Origin of the sequence: Spirosoma sp. KUDC1026, assembly GCF_013375035.1 — a bacterium.
Lineage (GTDB): Bacteria > Bacteroidota > Bacteroidia > Cytophagales > Spirosomataceae > Spirosoma.
Window position 1 is genome coordinate 3200837 of sequence record NZ_CP056032.1, and the last position, 20731, is coordinate 3221567.

General features: G+C 53.5%; 17 protein-coding genes. 7 read left to right on the top strand and 10 right to left on the bottom strand.

Translation table 11 applies throughout. From position 1 onward, the window contains the following. Positions 1 to 241: 241 nt before the first annotated feature. The gene (locus HU175_RS13370) at positions 242 to 4195 is read right to left on the bottom strand and encodes a YCF48-related protein (RefSeq protein ID WP_176567076.1); all 3954 of its coding nucleotides are present in this window, start codon (positions 4193 to 4195) and stop codon (positions 242 to 244) included. A gap of 152 nt (positions 4196 to 4347) precedes the next feature. Between HU175_RS13370 and HU175_RS13375 the strand changes: the two genes are divergently transcribed. Beyond that, positions 4348 to 5718: a hypothetical protein gene (locus tag HU175_RS13375; RefSeq protein ID WP_176567077.1), complete on the top strand. Its 1371-nt coding sequence runs from the start codon at positions 4348 to 4350 to the stop codon at positions 5716 to 5718. 72 nt (positions 5719 to 5790) lie between these two features. Here the strand turns inward: HU175_RS13375 and HU175_RS13380 are convergent, their stop codons facing one another. Further along, positions 5791 to 7107, bottom strand: coding sequence for a sensor histidine kinase (locus tag HU175_RS13380; protein ID WP_176567078.1), 1317 nt, complete (start codon positions 7105 to 7107; stop codon positions 5791 to 5793). Further along, positions 7104 to 7781, bottom strand: coding sequence for a response regulator transcription factor (locus HU175_RS13385; protein ID WP_176567079.1), 678 nt, complete (start codon positions 7779 to 7781; stop codon positions 7104 to 7106). Before HU175_RS13385 ends, HU175_RS13380 begins: the two co-directional genes overlap by 4 nt. Positions 7782 to 7958: 177 nt before the next feature. Here HU175_RS13385 and HU175_RS13390 point away from each other — a divergent pair, with 177 nt between their 5' ends. Next, positions 7959 to 8528, top strand: a complete 570-nt coding sequence (locus HU175_RS13390; protein WP_176567080.1) for a Crp/Fnr family transcriptional regulator — start codon at positions 7959 to 7961, stop codon at positions 8526 to 8528. A gap of 75 nt (positions 8529 to 8603) precedes the next feature. Then, positions 8604 to 9194: an HD domain-containing protein gene (locus HU175_RS13395; protein ID WP_176567081.1), complete on the top strand. Its 591-nt coding sequence runs from the start codon at positions 8604 to 8606 to the stop codon at positions 9192 to 9194. Here the strand turns inward: HU175_RS13395 and HU175_RS13400 are convergent. The 5 genes from HU175_RS13400 to HU175_RS13420 form a co-directional block, all read right to left on the bottom strand. Continuing rightward, positions 9183 to 9764: a DUF998 domain-containing protein gene (locus HU175_RS13400; RefSeq protein WP_176567082.1), complete on the bottom strand. Its 582-nt coding sequence runs from the start codon at positions 9762 to 9764 to the stop codon at positions 9183 to 9185. The genes HU175_RS13395 and HU175_RS13400 overlap by 12 nt on opposite strands. 337 nt (positions 9765 to 10101) lie before the next feature. Continuing rightward, positions 10102 to 10425 (bottom strand): DUF3817 domain-containing protein, encoded by a 324-nt coding sequence (locus HU175_RS13405; RefSeq protein WP_176567083.1) that lies wholly within the window; start codon positions 10423 to 10425, stop codon positions 10102 to 10104. A 2-nt stretch (positions 10426 to 10427) separates the two neighbouring features. Further along, complete coding sequence (locus HU175_RS13410) at positions 10428 to 10892, bottom strand: hypothetical protein (protein ID WP_176567084.1); 465 nt, start codon at positions 10890 to 10892, stop codon at positions 10428 to 10430. Positions 10893 to 11016: 124 nt separating this feature from the next. Beyond that, a complete protein-coding gene (locus tag HU175_RS13415; RefSeq protein ID WP_176567085.1) occupies positions 11017 to 11931 on the bottom strand; it encodes an AraC family transcriptional regulator in 915 nt (304 codons plus the stop codon). A gap of 3 nt (positions 11932 to 11934) precedes the next feature. Further along, positions 11935 to 12945, bottom strand: a complete 1011-nt coding sequence (locus HU175_RS13420) for a cation diffusion facilitator family transporter (RefSeq protein WP_176567086.1) — start codon at positions 12943 to 12945, stop codon at positions 11935 to 11937. Between the two features lie 146 nt (positions 12946 to 13091). On the opposite strand from HU175_RS13420, the gene HU175_RS13425 reads away from it, so the two are divergent. The 3 genes from HU175_RS13425 to HU175_RS13435 all read left to right on the top strand — a co-directional run bounded on the left by HU175_RS13425 (position 13092) and on the right by HU175_RS13435 (position 15074). Then, positions 13092 to 13640, top strand: a complete 549-nt coding sequence (locus tag HU175_RS13425) for an NUDIX domain-containing protein (protein WP_176567087.1) — start codon at positions 13092 to 13094, stop codon at positions 13638 to 13640. 76 nt (positions 13641 to 13716) lie between these two features. Beyond that, positions 13717 to 14358, top strand: a complete 642-nt coding sequence (locus HU175_RS13430) for a LysE family translocator (protein WP_176567088.1) — start codon at positions 13717 to 13719, stop codon at positions 14356 to 14358. Between the two features lie 125 nt (positions 14359 to 14483). Then, complete coding sequence (locus HU175_RS13435) at positions 14484 to 15074, top strand: HXXEE domain-containing protein (RefSeq protein WP_176567089.1); 591 nt, start codon at positions 14484 to 14486, stop codon at positions 15072 to 15074. 54 nt (positions 15075 to 15128) lie between these two features. Here HU175_RS13435 and HU175_RS13440 read toward each other — a convergent pair whose 3' ends face one another. Next, complete coding sequence (locus HU175_RS13440) at positions 15129 to 16697, bottom strand: GH3 auxin-responsive promoter family protein (protein WP_176567090.1); 1569 nt, start codon at positions 16695 to 16697, stop codon at positions 15129 to 15131. A gap of 13 nt (positions 16698 to 16710) precedes the next feature. After that, a complete protein-coding gene (surE, locus tag HU175_RS13445; RefSeq protein ID WP_176567091.1) occupies positions 16711 to 17487 on the bottom strand; it encodes a 5'/3'-nucleotidase SurE in 777 nt (258 codons plus the stop codon). 265 nt (positions 17488 to 17752) lie between these two features. Here surE and HU175_RS13450 point away from each other — a divergent pair, with 265 nt between their 5' ends. Next, entirely contained in the window at positions 17753 to 20677 is a 2925-nt protein-coding gene (locus tag HU175_RS13450; protein WP_176567092.1) for a hypothetical protein, read from the top strand. Positions 20678 to 20731 lie beyond the last annotated feature (54 nt).

The following is a 20731-nucleotide window of genomic DNA, read 5'->3' on the forward strand; positions in this document are numbered from 1 at the left end:
GCCTGTGCCTTGAGGGAAAACACAGGCAACTTAATCCTATGAAAGGCTCTACCAATTATCCCAAACCGACAAACTAGCTGATCAGGCCAGAAGATCAGGATGTCCCAAATGAGGGCAACCCGGCTTGACAACGACTCTGTCCGGCTGATACGGGAATCAATTTCTGGCCAGCTCAACCGGGCAGGTAATGAACGTGAATAGGCTCACATTTGAGTTAGCCAGTCTACAGCGCGGCTACGTATCACTGTTTTATAATTTTATAGACGGCCCTTTCTTTGTCGTCGCCAACGATCAGCAGGTAAGTCGCCGTTGGCAAGCCGCTGACATCGATTTCGTCGCGAACAGTACCGGGCGCTAGTGATCGGCTGATCATCGGTTGACCGGATAACGTGGTTAAAGTCAGCGGCAGTGGCTTTGTCCTGGGGTGAGTTACATCGATGGACAATCGGGCTTGGGTTGGATTGGGGAAAACGGTTACCCTATCCACTAAGCCGTTTTCGAGCGCCGTAATCATCAGAAACGCGGAATCTGAAAGCGTATAGCCACACTCATTAATCGCTCGCACGGCGTAAAACCCTGTGCCCTGATTCGCCGTGTATTTCTGATTGGTAGCCCCTGGGATTGGCTGTCCCCGGAACGTCCATTGAACCTGACCGGTAAAATTTGTTTGCAACTCACCCGACCCAGACTGAGATACGAGGGGTTTTACCGGTAGCGATTTGACAATGACCGTACTGGAAACAGGATCGCTGCTGCAGAACCCATCGTTACCCACAACGGAAAGCACATACGTATGGGCACCCGGTTTGGGCCAGGTGATGCCAACCGTACTGGAGCGGTCACTGACCAACAAGCTGTCATTAATCCGCCAGTCGTAGCTCAGCTGATCTACCGGCCGAACGCTGTAGGAAACGCTTGTTGCCGGACATGGACTCAACGCCTGCGCTTCCCAGACCGGTGTGGCAGGTCGTGTTCGCACGGGCAGCTGGATGGCCTTTACGTCACTAACACCACACTCGTCCAGCGACCGGACGGTTAATGTATACGTACCGGGCGTAGTAACCGCAATCGTGACCCGACTACGGTTCACGGCCAACTGACCTCCACCCAGCAACTGCCACTCGTAGGAATACGCATCCTGGTTGGTGATCGAGTAGGTTTGCTGAGTCCCCAAACACCCTACCACTTTACCGATGGGTTCGTGAGGCATTGCTGGCGTCTCGCGCAGTAGTACTTTGCCAAGCGCCCCGTAGTAATTATTAGACAAAAATAAGAATTCGTCATCGGCCGTTATCTGGGCAAATCCATTCCCCGCTGCCAGCCCTCCCATTCCCCGCCATGTTCGGCCACCATCTTCGGTCTTGTACAATTGACCACTGCGATGCATGTAGCCAAGATTCGTGTTGACAAACAAACAGGAATGAATGGGCTGGCTGGATGAAGCCGGCAGTTGGGTACTGGACAAGTTAACGGACTGCCAGGTTTGCCCACCGTTGTCGGTTTTGTAAAGTAGCTCCGATTCCCAGGCGAAAGCAATGGCTGGCGTAACCAGTTGCAGGCCGCTCGGAAACATGCCCTTCCCGTCTACGCTGACGCGTAACTTCTGCCAGGTTTGTCCGCCGTCGCTGGTTTTGTACATATCCCCGATGTAATTAGCGTTAACCAGCCCGTTGTTCTCGTCGAGGAAGGACATGGCTATGTTGGGGTTGAACGGCGTAGGCAAAATGCGCCAGCTGAGGCCACCGTCAGTAGTTTTGAGTAGGTCCAGGCCGTCGCGAGAATCGCGCGGGATAACGCCGTACATGATTCTTTCGTTGACGATGACCAGGTTGTAGAACTGCTTGCCGGCCATGGGCAGCGATCGAGAGGCCCAGGTGCGGCCACCATCGTTCGTCTGGCTCACCAGGTAATCGGTCAGAACGATAACCCGCTCCGGATTGATCTGCTTCACGTAGACGGTGCCATTGAGGACCTGCGGTTGCGCAATTTCGTAGTTTTGCCAGCTCTCGCCACCATCCCGGCTCCACAATACAATGGCTTTGGCCCCTGTCCTCGTCGCCGATACGATCGACTGATTGATCCGGCTTACGGCACGGACTGAGTACGGGTCATGGCTGACCGACTGCCAGCTAGCTCCCCCGTCGTAGCTCATGGCAATACTGCGTTCCGGCCCTACCAGGCATCCCGTTTGGCCGGAAAAGCTAAGCCGCGTAAAGTAACCTCTGGCTGGTACGGCGACCGAATCCCAGGTAGCACCCTGATCAACAGATTTAAACAGAAAGGAGCCCTGCCCTATGGATTGATTAGGCCCTGGATATAAACCGCTCACGAACAGGTGACCAGCCGCATTTTGCTTGAGATCCATGATGGCGAGGGTCCGACTGGAAACCGACAGGCGGCTCCAGGTTTCTCCAGCGTTGGTCGTTTTTATCAACCCATTATTGCCAAAAGCAAAACCTACGGATTCAGTTTTGAACCAGACTCGCTGCATGGTTGCGTAGGATTGGTTATCCGTAAATACAGGCACCCAGCTATAGCCCCCATCGTTTGTTTTCAGGACAGAATTTCCTGCCGTCGCGTAACCAACCCGTTGATTGATAAACCAGATAGAGCTGGGATCCCGTAGCCGACTCTCCCGGCCAATCCAGGTATCACCGGCGTCGGTTGTCGCGTAAATCATGCCGTTCTGCCCCGCTGTGAAACCGATCTTGTCATCCACGAAATGAGGAGCTCTTATAAAGGTGTTGGCCGTTAGAGCCTCGCGCCAGCTCTTCCCGCCGTCGCGGGTTTGCAATAAGTTACCGCTACCGCTCACGATATACCCTCGATCGGTACCGTTGAACCGAACGAATGAAAAATAAGCTCTGCCCAGCCGCGGAAAAATAGCGTGCCAGCTTTTTCCGCCATCCAGCGTTTCCAGTAATTGCTGTTGAGTAGATCCGTCCGAGTTCTCTTCAACCAGATACCCCCGGCTGTCGGTAACCATCTGAACATCGGAAAAACTCGTACCCATAATGCGATTGATCGACTGACAGCTCCGAACTGGTCGGATCGCGGTGAGTACGGGGCTATAACCGGATAACTGACTATTGACCTCGGTTCTGAGTCGGTAGTAGTACGTTGGGCCGTTTGCAACATCGGTGTCTGTGTACTGAGTCACGTTGGCGGGTAGCCGGGCGATTTCGGCAAACGGACCTGTTTCGGACAAGCCTCGTTCGATCCGGAAACCCGTTTCGGTCAGGCTATTGTCGCGCCAGGTCAACACTGTCTGATCGCGGGGGCTGGTTGTCGCGACCAGACTATCGGGAAATTCAACGTAGTCGGATTGCAGTTCGCTTAAATCCCGTCGCCAGATTGACGGTCCAAGGATCGTAAATACCGAACGGTTGGATACCGACAGGGCTGTCAGACCGGAAATGTAACGTCGGCGGTCGGTTGGTAAACCGGCGCTGATGTCAATCCAGGTCTTCCCCTGGTCCGTGCTGGCATACACATTCCGGGTGTAGTCTGTCGAAACAAACCAGAACTTATCGGTTACGGCCAGCAGTCGGGTTGACGGTTGCTCAGTCTGGTTCAACCGGGACGTGAGCGTTATGATGCGCCACGCCTGCCGATTCAGATCATACACTCGAAAACCGTCCCGGTTGCTCGTTACTAGCAGACTACCCGTGTTGGTGACCGCGATTTGCTGAATGGAATACTGGCTGTCAAGTAATTTTGTCCACGTCTTACCAGCGTTCGTGGAAAGCAATATTGCCGAAGAGGTATAGGCGAAGAGCGAATCGTTCCGGCAGGCAATTCCTTTTAAGTCCTGGACCGGACTGGTTTGCCAGGTTACGCCATAGTCAGCGGAGAGCAGCACCGCCCCCTCGTAGTCGTACCGGGCCGCGATTAACAACTGGCCATTGGTCGTCAACTGCGAGATATTGGTGAACGGTGACTCAGTTTTGACGCCAGCCCATATTTTACCGCCGTCCGTCGATACGTACAGACCAGCACCGCTGGCGGCAAACAGCCGTCCGTTGAGCTTTACCAGCGATCTGGCGGGAGGATCGGGGTAATTAGGACCGGTCGACGTACCAACGAACGACCAGGTTTGCCCTTCATCGGACGTGTACGCTACGTTCCGACTCGATGTGATACCATTTACTTCCTGAACGACCGATGACCAGGTTTCGTCTCCTTGCGAGTACACCGAAGCGGGCCACCTGGATGACCCCGTAAACACACGCTGCCATTGAGCTTGGACCGGTGCGGATTGAAAAAAACAGATAAGTAGAAAAAAATAAGCAGGTAAACGTAGCGGCATATAAAGAATAAAAGGCGATATGTTTAGTTTTCAGACAAATGACAAAGTACCGAAACCGCGCGAAAAAAGTAGTGCCTTTGCCGGCCCTGTGGGCATTTATTTTTTTACTGAACTGGGGCTGCAAACCCGTCGACCCGGTAGCCGACTCTTTCCCGGATAAAATCATTCTGCAGGACGCCCGATTCAACACCGACAGCACGCAGATCGCCCTGCGCTGGAGCCGCTTGACGCACGCTGATTTTGTGGCCTACCAACTGCTCCGCTCAGAAGATCCGGCTTTCGATCCCGTTACCCGGACGGGAAGTTTCAGCGTTATAGCCCGGATTGATCAGGCTGACTCAACGACGTACGTTGACAGAAACATTCCTTATGCTCCTTATCTGCGTTACGCCGTTGTAGGGCTCTTGTCGACACCGGGCACGCCAGCGCGTATCACCAGTAATAGTGTGGACTGTACGTTACCCCAGCACCCGTTTCTGTTTTCGGTTGATAACAATGGCCCCTATGAGATTCTGTTCCATTCACTGCGCCAGGAATTTTATCTGTTTTATCAATCAGGTTTAATTGAGTCCTACACGCTTCAGTCGAAGCGCGTGGCCAGCTATGCCGACGCCCGATTTGCTATTCTCAATTTTAATCAAACCGAGTATTCATATTATCCGCATATCGATCCTCGAACGGGAGATTTGTATGTTCCGACCGGGTTCTCTTACGTTCGGTTTCCGGGAGGAGATCTCAATAAGGTGCAGTATGTTATGCGTCCTAACGTAGTCTGGTCGCTGGCAACTTCGGAAAATGTGTTTTTTTTATCGAGTGAGGTAATAACGAGCTATGTAGGGGGAAAAGCGTCGGCAGTAGGCGGTTATTACGCTAGACGAGCCGACAAACTAATTGCCTTCCGTAATGACATTAACCCGGTGATTCACCTGCTGGCAATTAGTATGAATAGCTTTCCTACCCGGTCAGTGCTGCATTATTTTAAGCCCACGGGGGAGTATATTTCTACCATCGAGCAGGTCGGTGACGCACCCGTCGACCACCGGATCGTTCGGGTTGCCCCCGATGGCACTTATCTACTGACTTCGAACAAAGGTTCGCTTTTTGATTACAATCTAGTCCTGAAGGGGACACTTGCTGCCAACTCACCGAACAGCGTATACGCGGATTATGCCTTCAGTGACGACAGTCAACTGATCTACGCGGCCAACAGCCAGGTCAAAGCCGTTGATGTCTTTGACAGAAACCTGCGCCGACAACGGTCGCTGCCAATCCGCGGTTATCCGTATCGGTTGTTTAAAGTCAATCGTGAGTTGATGGCAGTCTGCTCACGGTATCCTGTCTCGATGGGAAACGGTTTCCCGCAGAATACCGTTGGACAAGCCTTTGTCGTACGCCTGACCGACTTGTAATCAGATTGCTCAACGCCTGCCGGTGGAGGAGGGAAGGCATCAGGCCATTAAGCTGGGGGGCAAGATTTTGGTTTACCTGTTATCAGAGCCGTGCGCTGATTCGGTAAACGCAGACTGGACGGACGCTTGTGTCAACGTAATGGTGTGCAGCCCTGACGCGAACTGGTAGCGTACGGTCAGTCCGTACGTATCGCCGATCTGCTTCACGATCGCCAGCCCAAGTCCGACGGATTCCTGAACGCTGGTTTCTTTCTTAAACCGCTGAAACAGCGCTGCTGTATCCGTTACAGGAGCCGGACCGGTGTTACTGAGTGACAGCAAATGAGTGTACGACTGCACCTCAATGCGCCCGCCCGGGTAGTTGTGCCGGATGGCGTTACTGACCAGATTCGACAGTAAACTCTCGGCCAGAAAAGCGGGTAACGTAGCGTAGAACGCCTGATCCGGGTTCACTTCGGCCCGAATGGTGATTTCCTTATGGTGCAGCACCTCCTCCATATCCGTCAGCCGCTGCATGAGCTCATGGGTCAGATTGATGGGCTGGGCGTCAACGAATTGATGATTCTCGATCTTGGCCAGCAGTAATAGCCCCTGGTTCAGCCGCGCCATGCGCCGGGATGCCTGGTAAATAGCTTCAATCCAGGTAGTTTGCTCCTGTGTCAACTGCTCCGATTGAATGAGCTGCTCGACCTTGGCGTTAATCAGTGCCAGGGGGGTCTGCATCTCGTGGGAGGCATTTTCCGTAAACTCCTTCAGGCTTCGGTAATCGTGCTGCATCTTGTCGGCCATCTTGTTGAAGACGTCGTTCAGCTCGGTGAACTCGGTAATGCTGGAGGGTTCTAGTTGTAAGGGGCTGCTTTGCCGGATATCAAAGCCTTTGATGCGCGACAACGTATCGTAGAACGGGTGCCAGAGCCGCCCCGACAGCCGACTCTGAAACCAGAACGTTCCCAGCAGGAGCAGGCCCAGAAACAGGAGCATGGCCAACGTAATGGCTTCAATCAGCCGAAAGGTCTGGATTAGTGATTTCCGGATTTCAACCCGGTAGAGCTGACCCTTAATGGGGGCGTAAAAAGCCAGCTGCCGGAAGGGCGTGACCTCGTTGTCGTAGCGGTTAAGAATAAGCGTGTCGGTCAATACGTCGCCCTCAACCGGCCGATTACTCACCGGCATGATCTCAATTTTATTTTCGACGAAATACGGGCTGCTCGACCAGGTATCGTGCGTCCGGATGTAGGCTTCGAAATCCTGCTTTTCGATCTGCAGTCGGGTTTCAACCTCGTCGTAGATCAGGTACCGGATGATCTGGTAGAACGCCAGCGCGGTCAGCAGGTAAATGACCAGCGAGAAGGCGAAGTAGATCCGGTTGGTTTGGGCGAGTAGTTTCAAGAGGGACTGAATTTATAGCCGATGCCGTACACCGAACGCACGTAATCGCCCGCGCCTTTTTCGAGTAATTTGCGACGCAGGTTTTTGATGTGCGAATACACCATATCCAGCGAATCGGCCGAGTCGATGTTGTCGCCCCAGAGGTGTTCGGCAATGGACATTTTCGTCAGAACAACGTCTACATTGGACAGAAAATACAGCAGCAGGTCATACTCTTTTCGCGAGAGGGGGGTTGGCTGATCGGTCACATAAACCAGCCGCGACTGGGGTACCACCCGGATTTCCTCAAACCGGATTTCCGTTTGTCCGCCAAACTGCCGCCGACGTAACAGCGATTTTACCCGCGCGTTCAACTCCGAGAGGTGAAACGGCTTGGTCAGGTAATCGTCGGAGCCAATTTCCAGACCCTTTAGTTTGTCTTCCAGTGAGTTACGGGCCGAAATGATGATTACGCCGGTTGTTGCTTCCAGCCGCTTCAGATTCTGAATCAATTGAAGACCATCCCCATCGGGCAGCGTCAGGTCGACAATGACGCAGTCGTACGAATAAAGATAGACCCGTTCATCAGCCTCCTGAAACGTAGCGGCCGTTTCGCAGATATACCCCTCCCGGCTCATGTAGGCCGTAATACTTTCGGCCAGACCCTGTTCATCTTCGACTACCAGCACTTTCATACGTTACCTGCCAAGTAAATCTCTAAGGTAGTGGTCAATTCTGGAAAGATTTGGGAAGTTCGCGTTCGCAATCGTCCGGAGAGAATCACCGTTCATCGTCGGATCTGCCACGTATACGTAACAAAGCTACCCGGAGTGGAAATTCGATCTGTGTACATTACTTAATAGCTTTGACCAATGGAAGAGCTAATTGCCTATCTGCTTGAATTTGGTCACCTTGACGGTCAGCAACGGGAGCTGATTCAGACGAAGGCCAGACACCGGCACATCGCCAAAGGGGCTTATTTTGCCGAAGCGGGGAAAATCTCCACGCAGATAGGCTACGTAACGGACGGCGTTTTTCGGGTCTGTTATTACGATAAGGTAGGTGACAGCTTCACCCGGTACTTTGTTTACGAAAACCGATTTGTGGTTGATGTTAACAGCTTTCGCGACGATAAGCCTTCCACCGAGTACATTGAAGCCATTACGGATTGCCAGTTATTGGTCTTTTCCAAAGAAGACTTTACGCAGCTGGCCGCGCTTATTCCCGGGTGGCAGGATATATTCGTTAAAATCACGTCCTACGTACTGGAAAACAAGTTGAAATTTACCAGCAATATGCTGGTGCAGGACGCCCAGAAACGATACCTAAATTTTTTGGATCACTATCCAGGACTGGCCAATCGGGTTCCGCTCACTATGCTGGCCTCTTACCTGGGCATCACCCCGTCCTCGCTCAGTCGAATCCGAAAAAAGATTACCTGACGCATTTCTTGCCAATTGGCAATTGTGCTGACCAGGAGATCGCTCAACTTTGTTTCATCACTAACAAGCAACAAGATGGAATCGACGAATCTCCTCAGACAGATTGAGTTTATCAAGGAGGTAGACAAGCTGAAATACATCCTTCGCAAGACGAAGCTGCTGAACAGCAATCGCAACGAGAATGACGCCGAACACAGCTGGCATCTGGCCTTGATGGCTCTTGTTCTGGTTGATCACGCGAATTTTCCGGTCGATCTGCTCAAGGTCATCAAGATGCTGCTGATTCATGATATTGTCGAAATAGACGCGGGCGACACGTTTATTTATGACACGCAGAAGAATCATACCAATACGGTTGAAGAGCGGAAAGCCGCTCAACGAATCTTTGGCCTACTGCCCGATGAGCAGGCCGCGGACTTAATCGCCATCTGGGAAGAGTTTGAGGAGAACCAGACCAACGAAGCTAAGTTTGCCCGGGCTATGGACCGGCTCGAACCCCTGTTGCAGAACACGTCGAACAATGGCGGGACCTGGGCCGAATTCGACGTAAAGTATGAGCAGGTGTATTCCCGGAAACAGGTTATCCAGCAGGGGTCTGACCGGATCTGGCAGTACGCAGATCAACTGCTCAATGACAGTGTTGAGAAAGGAATCTTAAAAAAATAAGTAATCCGACAGCCCGGAAAGCGGCTGCTGATTAACTAGGCCTAGTAACAGCAGGCTACCGAATAACAGAGCCTCAACGATACGTTGTGTCAGCCCTCTGATAGGAATGCCAGGAACAGACAGGAGAACCGCCCCGGTGACTACTACGCCCGCTGCCAGCGAAAACAGGCTGTAACCGGCAATGGTGGGACCGGGGCTCAACTGGCTTAGCCAGTAAGCTCCACCGAGGTATTCAATGCCCCCGCCCAGGTTGTGCAGCTGCTGCCGCCCGCTGCCCGACGCAGGCGAACCAACATCGCAGGGGAACAGGGCCGCTATGACGTAACCCGCACCAACGCAGGTTGCCAGACCAGTCGTAGTTTTATCTTCCGTCAGCCAGGCTGCCAGCCACAAAAGTAACCCCACGGGCAGAAACAGGCCATAACTTACCGGCCGTGTAAGGGGAGTACCTATCTCTCCCAGTTCACTGATGGTGTCCCGCCAATGGCTGTACCCCGGTTTTCGTGAATTAGCATACAGCATGCCGACTACAAGCCATAACGTACTGACAAGGATAAAGAAAAACGGCATGAGCGATGAGCACCTGGTTGCGAAAGAGTCGGCTCAAAAGTGGGGCTCAATGCCGAGTAGCGGGTGGCTTTTTTGATAAAAGGCCGTAGGAACTGACAGCAAGCGGAAGAGCCTGACTACCAGGGGCAGAAAACAAAAAAGGCTGGTCGTAATGCGACCAGCCTTTCCGGTGTTGAATACAACCTGAATTGAAAAAGCAATTTTGGTAACCCGCGCTCCTTCGGGTTTGATGAGTTAAAGTTGGCTGCTTAAAAGAAATAATCCAAATTTTTTCTCAAATAATACCGTTTTACTGAGCGAACGGTCCAAAACTACGGCTGTTGTCAGGTCTAACTAGTTAGCTGTTCGATTCGCGCTTGTGAATAGGGGCCAGAATCTGGTGGTCGACATAGAACGTACCGAACGGAATAAACGAGGCCAGCAGGACTTTCCAGCTCGTTTCGGTAAACTTCCAGTGGTATTCAATGCCTACGCTAATGGTGTTGATAACGAAAAACACAAAGAACAGACCGTGAACCGGGCCGATGCTTTTGACCCAGCTCGGGTCGTTATAAGCGTACTTCAGGGGCATGCCGATACCGATTAGAACGAGCAGGGAGACGCCTTCGAGGAAAGCGATTAGCCGGAGTCGGCCGATTTTGGTGGTGAAGAAAGTTTGCATGGTTAAAACGGACGAAAATAAGGACGATTGGCCAGCGGTGAGAATGGCCAGGGAATTGCCGCAAAGATGACCAGCAGAGCTAGCGCAAACCAAATGGTCATGGTCCTGAATTTGGCCTGATCGGTCGGTTGCCGCTTGGCCGCCGACGAGCCGATCGTGATCAGCACGATGGCGACGGTCATCAGCAGGACATGCGTTAGGCCGAAAAACTGCACGGTGGCATTCTTGCTGGCTTCGGTATAGTGACTCCGGAAGTAACTCACCAACGGGCTATTGAAATACAACAGATACCCCAGTATCAATTGAACGTGGGCAATAGTGGCCGTGGTATGCCGCAGCAGATTATCGAATTTCGTAAACGGAACCGAACCGGAGAAACCCCGGACACCCCGGTAGATGCCGTACACCAGACTCAACAGCACCATCCACCGCCAGTAGGAGTGGAGCACTAACAGGATTGAATACATCAGAAAGGTAATACAAGATTGAGCGCCGTAAAATCAGGTACTATATGGGTAAGCGTACGCGTACGTGCTACGCTGCAAAGTTCTGTCCCAGTACCAAAACTCGTTAGGACAGGTAACGCCAGTTTTAGGACAAATCAATCATCTTTTGGAAAGTAGATGGCGTAATACCTTCCTGCTTTTTAAACAACCGTGTGAAATAGGCCTGATCCGTAAATCCAACGTCGGCGGCTACAAGGCTGATGGACGTAGTTCGCTGACTCAACAGGACTTTAGCCTCCAGTACAATGGCTTCGTCAATCCATTTCGTCGGCGATTTTCCCGTAATGGCCTTGACGGTCTTGTTTAAATGGTTCGGTGTAATGTGCAGCAGCGTCGCGTAATCGGTAACACGGTGGTGGGTCCGGACGTGCGTAAACAGTAACTCTTTGAAGCGGTTGGTCAGGCTTACCGCTGAGGTTTGTGTGCTGCCCGACATAGGCGTATACGCCCGGTTGATTTCGCAGAGGAGCGTAATCAGATACGGTTGAATAATGTCCAGGTTATTTAGTCCGTACTCGGCATAATCAAGCAGAATTCGGGAAAAGAGGTGCTCAACAAACTGGCCTGTCTGCGCATCCAGACTGATCCGGGGGTTGCCCCAGACGCGCAGAAACTCGAAGTCTTTCAAGCGCTCGCTGCTGAATTTGCCGATCAGAAAATCGTCGTGGAAACTACAGAGATAGCCTCTGTTGACATCCTTTTCGCAAAACGAAAACACCTGCCCGGCAGGCACAATTAACACCTGCCCCGGCTGAATGGTGTACGTGTCACTTCCAATCTTCATCGTGGCCGCCCCCGAGGTCAGGAACAGCATCGAATGGATGGTGGCCCGCGTTGCGGGTACCGGTCGGGTTACGTGTTTGTACATATCCTCCACCCGAACAATCAGAAACTTGTTGACATCGCCCTTGAGCCGGGCCACCAGTTCCGGCGAAGGCATGAACTTCGACGTAAAGACCCGGGGTTCGTAGAGATTTATAGGGTCGGTGTCCTCCTTCATGGCTTAACGAATATCCTGGGGACTTAGCGGGACAAAATGCTTTTGGTTCAGCGGGAGATTAGCGGGCGTCCAGTCAACGTCGCGTACGAACGCAAACGCCCGAACGGGGCAGTCGGCTACGCGGCAGTAGTGGCAGCAGGCCTGTTCGCAGGGGTCCGAGTGGACAAAGATTTCGACCTCGTTGTTAAAGCCGTCTTTCAGCGTATCTTCAAACAGATGAACCTGGTTATGTACCTGTTCCAGTTGCCAGTAATAGGGCAGGGTCAGGTGGCAGTCGACGTGCAGGTCAGCCCCGTAGCGCTGCACCCGCAGGTTGTGAACGTCGATCCAGTTCTCGTCCCGGTGCACGTTCAGCAGGGTAACCACCCGTTCCAGCGTCGGTACGTCGGTCGCGTCCATGAGCCGGGCTACCGACTGCCGGATGAGCTGAAATCCGTTGTAAACGATCACAAACGAGATCAGCAGCGACAACGTGCTGTCGATCCAGAACTGACCCGTCAGTTTGATCAGCGCCACGCCCACCATAACAACAACGCTGCTGAGCGCATCTGTCATCAGGTGCCGCCCATCGGCGTCGAGTGCCAGTGAGTTGGTTTTTGCCCCGGACCGGATCAGGCTCCAGCCCACAAAGCCGTTGGCCACCGCCGTTACGCCCACCAGCGCAATACCCCAGTCGAGGTGGCTGAGCGTTTTGGGTTCAAAGTAGGTGAGAATTGCCTGCCAGAAAATGACGATTCCGGCCGAAAGGATCATCGCGCCCTCAAAACCCGACGACAGAAATTCGATTTTCCCGTGCCCGTACGGGTGGTTCTGGTCGCGGGGCTGACCAGCCAGGTAAATGCTGTAGAAAGCAAAGCCGCTGGCAATGACGTTGACGATGGATTCAACGGCATCGGTCAGAATCGCCGTTGAGAACGTCAGGAAATAAGCCGTAAATTTTATGACCAGCAGAACAAGGCTCATCCCCAGCGAGATGCCCATCCAACGGTATTTCAGTTGTTGTGAAGTCAGCATAGTGCAGCAAGCGCAGGTTCCGGTCAGGATGACCTGGTCAGGTGAGACCGGGTAGTACGACGCCCGGTTAGCATCGACGGTGGCTGAGTGCGAATCCGGCCACAAAGGTAGCCAATCGTAGACGAAAAGTTCGTACTTTCGTCGGCATGAACGAAGTTGTAAACCCCTGGCAAACGCTCAATTCGGCCGTTAAATACGAAAATAACTGGTTGGCGGTCAGGCATGAAGAAGTCATCACACCTGCCGGATCGCCCGGTATTTACGGCGTTGTCAGTTTCAAAAACAAGGCGACCGGCGTCGTTCCCATTGACGCCGACGGCAATACGTATCTGGTTGGGCAGTACCGCTACCCCCTGAACGAATATTCCTGGGAAATCCCGGAAGGCGGCTCTCCGCTGGGTACCGATCCGCTCGATTCGGCGAAGCGAGAGCTGAAAGAAGAAACGGGGCTGGAAGCCGCCAAATGGACCCAGCTTTCCCGCATCCATACCTCCAACTCCGCCACGGACGAAGAAGGGTTTATCTATTTAGCCGAGGAACTGACCGAAGGCGAACACGAGCCCGAAGAAACCGAAGATTTGAAAGTCTGGAAATTGCCACTGGCGCAGGCCGTCGATATGGTGATGAACAGCCAGATCACCGACGCCATCAGCGTGAGCGGGTTGTTGATGGTAGCGCGGCTGCGCGGGGTTTAAAGGGTAAAACAAACCTTCGCCTGCTCTTTCCGGTTGTCAGACTCAACTAACCGATCCTTTAATCGTTCGTTTGCCTGTGCTTTTTTTACCAATACTATACGGCTTTCTGGTCGGAGTGGCGCTTTGCCTGACGTTCGGAACCGTTTTCTTTGCCCTTATTCAAAACAGCGTCGATAACGGCTTCCGCTCCGGAATGAAAATCATTCTGGGGGTGATTGTAGGCGATACGTTGTTTGTGCTGGCGGCCCTGCTCGGTACGTCGTTTCTACCAAAAATCGACGGCTTTGAGTACATCATGGCGGGCGTTGGCGTCGTGTTCCTGACGGCCATGGGACTGGTCAATATTTTGAAAGGAACCCCCCGGCTGGCGTATCCCAAAACCAGCTTCGGTAACTTCATCTATTACTTTACGACCGGCTTTTTCCTGAATGCGCTCAACCCGGTCAACTTCGTATCCTGGGTAGCGATCGTAGCCTACATCCGGACGCATTTTCATTACACCGACGCCCAGCAATACGCGTTTATGAGCGCCAGCCTGGTAGGCGTTTTTCTGACCGAAACGGCTCTGGCCTATTACGCAAACCGCCTGAAGCGATTCTTTACCCCCCGCGTGGTGCTGATTTTCAACCGCGTTACGGGCGTTGTTTTCCTGATTGGGGCTGTCAACATCGCCTATTCCCGGCTCTACGAACCGTTGGTTGCTTATTTGCACCGGTAGCGAAGGCTGGTAAAAGAGTAGAGAAAAAGAAAACAGACGGAAGAAAAAAGACCAGTTCGTGTCGTTTCTCTTACGTCTGTTGGCTGTCTTTCTTCTTCTGTCTAACCTCGTTCATCTACATACCCATGAAATTTCTGTACCGCCACTGGCCCGATCTGAGTGCGGGGCTGGCTTTGTGCTGCCTGCTGCATCTCTACGATAACATGACCCTGTCCGATGTATCGTTTCTGCTTTTGCTCAACTTTACGGGGCTGCTGGCGCAACAGTATGAGCAGTATAAATTTCCGGGCCTGTTTCCCCGCCGGCTGAATGAACTGGCGTACCAGAGCAATCAGCCTGATAATTATCCGCTGAATCCAACGTCAGCCTTTGTACTGAATAGCCTGTTTGGGTGGGGACTCTACGGATCGGCGGCTTTTTTCGGCGACCAGTGGCTCTGGTTGGGAGTTGCTGTTGTCGTTGTTTCCGTCGGAAGCTGGGTATATTACATCTGGTTGTTCAACATCCGGGGCCGACAAGTTTACGCACCCGGTATGGTGGCAGGCTGTCTGTTTTCCCTCCCTGCGGCCGGATATTTTGTGTGGTATATCCTGGCGTATCAGGTTGCAGCGCCGGTCGATTACGGACTTGGTTTACTCCTGGGCGTAGGTGTACTGCTGCTCCCAAGATGGGTAGTCCGCTGGCTGGCCGATCCGAATACGCGTTACGTTTTTTAGCACGTTTGCCGTACTCTGTTCGTGACGGATCGAATCGGCCAGTTCGGCAACGGACTATTGGTGCGGCTGGGCATACCCCCGTTCGGCCAGAAAACCTTGCCAGTCGGCGATGAGCGCTTTCTTCAAAACGCGGGGAAACTTATGCTGGCCCCCCATTTTTCCCTTCCGATTCATCCAGTCGTAAAACGTAGCGGTCGGCAGTACGGTCACGGTTACCTCCTTGAGGGCGTGCTGCCGCTCGGTGGCGTAGTCGTCGTTTAAGTCTTTCAGATGTGTATCGAGTCGGTTGCGGAGTTCCGTTGCATCTACCGCGTCGTCCGTTCCTACGTACCAGTGGTGAGCAAACAACGTATCGTAGGGTACCCCGGCCACGGTAAACTCCCGAACCGCAATGCCCAGATCGTCGGCTGTCATTTCGAGCGCCTTATTCATGTTATCGACCGACAGGTGCTCTCCGCACAGGCTCAGGAAGTGCTTCGTGCGGCCCGTGATAACGATTTCCGATTTGCTTTTGTCGACAAAACGAATTGTATCGCCAATAAGGTAACGCCAGGCACCCGAGCAGGTTGACAGCAGCAGCGCATACTCCTTTCCTTCCTGCACCTCGTCAATCATCAGCGTTTCCGGTTTCGCCACCAGCTCACCGTCGGCGCTGAAGTTCTGCTCGTTGAAGGGAATAAACTCAAAAAACAGGCCGTTGTCCAGCACCAGCTGCATACCGGCCGCGTTGGGGTGCGACTGGTAGGCAATGAACCCCTCAGACGCCAGATACGTCTCGATATACGTAATAGGGTGGGCGAGAAGCTTCTCGAAACCCTGCCGATACGGCTCGAACGACACCCCGCCGTGGCAGAAGACCATCAGGTTCGGCCAGACATCGTGAATGGTTTTTACGTTATATCGGGCAATGATCTTCTCCATCAGCAGCTGAATCCAGGCTGGTACGCCCACTACGTAGCCAATATCCCAGTTGCCGGCCTGTTCGGTAATCTCGTCGAGTTTCAGCGCCCAGTCCCGCTCGCGGGCAATGTCTTTTCCCGGTTTATAGAACCGCTGAAACCAGAACGGAATTTTGCTGGCTGTAATGCCACTCAGATCGCCTTCGTAGTGTCCTTCGCGGGCGTTGAGCTGTGTGCTGCCGCCCAGCATCAGGTACCCTTTTTCGTACAGGGTCGACGGCAGATTCTGGTAACGACCCAGCGTCAGAATCTGGCGGATGCTGGTCCGCTGGATGGCTTTCGACATGGTTTTCGTTACCGGAATGTATTTGGTGGCCGCTTCCGACGTGCCCGAACTGAGCGCGAAATATTTGACCCGGCCCGGCCAGGTAATGTCGCGTTCGCCAGCCAGTGCCCGGTGCCACCAGGTATCGAAAATCCGGTTGTAATCGTGGATGGGTACGTTCTGTTTATACAAGTCGTAGAACGCTTTGCTCTTGTCGGTTTCTACGGCGCTGAGCAGCGCATCGAACTGGTACGTTCGTCCAAATTCGGTGAACTGGGCTTTTGAAATAAGTTTTCGGAAGGCTTTGCGCTGCTGCCGAATAGGGTTGGATCGACGGAGCTGAACGGCGGAATTCGTGAGCCGGATTCCGTTTTTGAGCATTCTGCCTAATAATGCCATGAGAAGTGCGTACTTACAGGTTCCAGTTTTTCAACGTATCGAGCATGCCGTAGGCGGTCATATCATACTGACATGGTACTACAGACGTGTAATTCTGCGACAGCGCATACTCGTCGGTGTCTTCGGCGTGGGTGTCGTAATTGACAAACTCGCCCGCCAGCCAGAAATACCGGCGGCCGTGAGGATCGCGTCGCTCGTCGAAGACCTCCTGCCATTTGGCATTGGCCTGCCGACAGATGCGGATACCCTTTAGCGGCTCGGCGGATTTAGCCGGGAAGTTAACGTTCAAAGCCGTGCCGCGTTTCATGCCGTTCGTCAAAACCGCGTCGGCAATGGAAAGAATGTGATCGTGGGTATGCGAAAAATCGGGTTGCCGGGTGAAATCCCCCAGCGAAAAACCGATAGCCGGAATCCCTTCGATGGCCGCTTCAATAGCCGCCGACATGGTACCCGAATACAGGACGCTGATCGCCGAGTTGCTCCCGTGGTTGATGCCACTAACGACCAGATCAGGGGTGCGGTCTTTCAGAATATGGTGTTTGCCGAGCTTCACGCAGTCAGCGGGAGTACCCGAACATTCGTAGGCCGGTACGTCACCGAAAATATCAGAAGGGTAGAGCCGGATGGGGTTGGCAATTGTAATAGCATGGCCCATACCCGACTGAGGGCTGTTGGGCGCTACGACGACCACCGAGCCCAGCTGCTTCATCAGGTCTACCAGCGTTCGGATGCCATGTGCCGTAATGCCATCGTCGTTTGAAATCAGGATCAGAGGTTTTTTATCGGCCATGTACCATTGCGTTTCGTTATATGGCCGCAAAAGTACGTAAATACGCCCGAAACGCGGCTGAAACTTACGCGGACGGGTGTATGACAAGCTTATTTATTGACAGGATTACAGGATTTTGATACGTTGAAAGTCCTGTAATCCTGTCAGAGAAAAAGGGGTAAATTGTACCAACAGTGTCAGTCAGATTAAACGTGTCTAACACCGTGCGCGGCTCCTGTGGATGCAAATGCATCGCTTATGCCGTACATTGCGTAACGATCTATCTATGAAAACACTATCCGTAACGTGTCTGATGCTGCTGGCGTCGCTGGCAGGTGTGGCCCAGAGCCTTCCCATTCTCGACCAGAATCCGTTCAGCCTGCGTTGGTACCAGATCAAGACTCCTCATTTCCGAATGCTGTACCCGCAGGGGCTGGATACCACTGCTCAGCGTACCGCCCAGCGTCTGGAAAGCCTCTACGAGCCTGTCAGCGCGACGCTGGGCAGAAAGCCCCGACCCATTTCGGTTGTGCTCCAGAATCAGACAACGGGCAGCAATGGCTTCGTTACGTTATACCCGCGCCGGTCGGAGTTTTTCGCCGTCCCGCCCCAGGACCCCGGCCTGCTGGGTACGTACAACTGGCTCGATCTGCTGGCCGTGCATGAGTTTCGGCACGTTGTTCAGTACGACAAAGCGTTGCAGGGCTACGGACGGGTGCTGTACACGCTGCTGGGTAACGCTGGTTTGTTCTTCCCCATTATTACCGTGCCCGACTGGTTTGCCGAGGGCGATGCCGTGGGTACCGAAACCGTGCTGAGTACCAGCGGCCGGGGCCGGATTCCGAACTTCGACCTGGGTATGCGGGCCAATCTGCTGGCCGGGCGTCGGTTCGGCTATCCCAAAGCGGTTGGCGGTTCATATCGCGATAACGTACCGAATCACTACGTACTGGGGTATTTCATGACGAACTACCTGAAACGGGAGTACGGCGCTGACATCTGGGGCCGGGTACTGGACCGGAACTACCGCCGGTTTCCCTGGCCATTCGCGTTTTCGGCCAGCATCAAAAACGAAACCGGACTGCGGACCGAAGATCTGTATCGGAAAGCGATGGACGACCTGACGGAGGTCTGGCAGCAACAGCAGGCCAGACTGACGGTGACGCCCGCCACGAATTTTCCGGTTCGCGCCGAGAAGCAGGCCAGCCGCCGACCCGTTTTTACCAACTATCAGCACCCGCAATTTCTTACTGATTCGACGGTGGTGTGCGTAAAGAGCGGGCTGGGGGATACACCCCGGCTGGTTATGCTGGATCGGAACGGGCAGGAACAGACGCTATTCGTGCAGGGCTTCCCGAACGATCCCGACATGCTGTCGGCAAAAAACAATACCGTTTTCTGGATTGAGTTTGGTTATGATCCGCGCTGGGGGCAGCGGGTGTATTCCAACGTGCAGCGGCTGGACGTAACGTCGGGGCAGTACACGCACCTGACAAAAAAGACCCGCTATACGGCCGTGGCTGTGTCGCCCGATACGAGTCGGCTCATTGTCGTTGAAAATACGGCGGACTACAAAACCCGGCTGTGTATCCTGAACGCCCGGACAGGAAAGCTCTTGAAGGTACTGCCCAACCCGGATAATGAGTTTTACCTGCACCCCCGCTGGCGGGATAACCGGACGGTCGTGGCTGTTGCCCTGCGCGACCGGCAAAAAACGATTCAGTCGATTGATGCCGAAACCGGTCAACAGACCGATCTGCTACCCCGAGCCAACGAGAATATCAGTCATCCGCAGCCCTGGGGTAACTACGTACTATATAATTCCCCCCGGTCCGGTATCGATAATATTTACGCGGTAGACGTTCGCTCGAAACAGATTTTTCAGGTAACCTCCCGACCGCTGGCGGCTTACCACGCGGCCGTATCGCCGTCGGGTACGAAGCTGGCATTCGATGATTTTAACGCTACTGGCTACCGCATTGCCGACATGGCGCTCACGCCTGATACCTGGAAGCCCGTGTCGGCGAATCCCGCCCGACGGGATCAGACGCAGCTTGTTCAATTCTTCGGTAACCTACCCAAAGTTGACCCAGCAGCCGCCCAGGGGCGCCGGATTCTGGCCGACTCCGTTCCGGCAACGCAACCTCCGGTAGCTCGGCGTTTTAACCGACTGGCCCACGCCCTGAATATTTATAGTTGGGGGCCTGTGGTGAGCAGCACAGGGCAGTCACTGGCCGTTGGCCTGAATTCGCAGGACATTCTGAGCACAACTCAGTTCAGTGTCGGGTACGGGTATAACCAGGCCGAACGGGTTGGGAACTTCTTCGCGAACCTGAGTTATCAAGCCTTATATCCCATTATCGATCTGAGTTTTCAGCATGGCAACCGCAATACGTCTATTTACATTGACCGCAGGGGGCCACTCGATAGTCTGCGAACCGATCAATGGCAATACGATCAGTTAACGGCCGGAATACGACTACCGCTGAACCTGACCAGCTCCAAGTACGTACAGAACATGAACCTGTCGGCCTATTACAGTTACCAGCACGTAACGGGCTATGACCTCCCCCGCCGGTACCTTACGGAGGTAGGGTTTGCCGGTTCGCTGAATGCGCTGACTTATGGATTTAACTACTCGCGGCTGCTGCGACTGAGCACGCGCGACCTTACTTACCGGTGGGGACAGACGGTGTCCGTTACGTACCGGACAACGCCATTTGGCGGGATGCTCAACGCACATCAACTGGGCATACAGGCCAACCTGTTTGTTCCTGGTCTGCTGAAACACCATTCGATTCGCCTGCGTGGAGGTTACCAGCAACAACGGGCTACGGATACGTATCGATTCAGCCCCCTGATTTTCTACCCGCGTGGACAGGCTTACGTCAGCGACAATAAAATACTGGCGGGTAGCGCTGAATACCATTTCCCCATTGCCGACACGCATTGGTCGCTGGGCCGGTTTGTTTACGTACAGCGGATCAAAGCGTCGGCGTTTTTCGATGCCGCTAATGGGCAGAGTGTGTTGCCAACGGCACCCACCACGAGCCAGACCCGGCGCAGCTATCAGACCGCCGGGCTGGACGTATCGTTTATTTTCAACGCACTACGTCTGCGAACTCCGTTTGAAGTAGGTGCCCGGTTTATCTATAACATGACGACTCGGCAACCGTTGATTCAGCCACTCGTTGTGGATATCGGATTTTAGAAATGGCCTATCCGGTGGGTACGCCCATCAGGAGCACAAAAAGCAAAAGCGAAT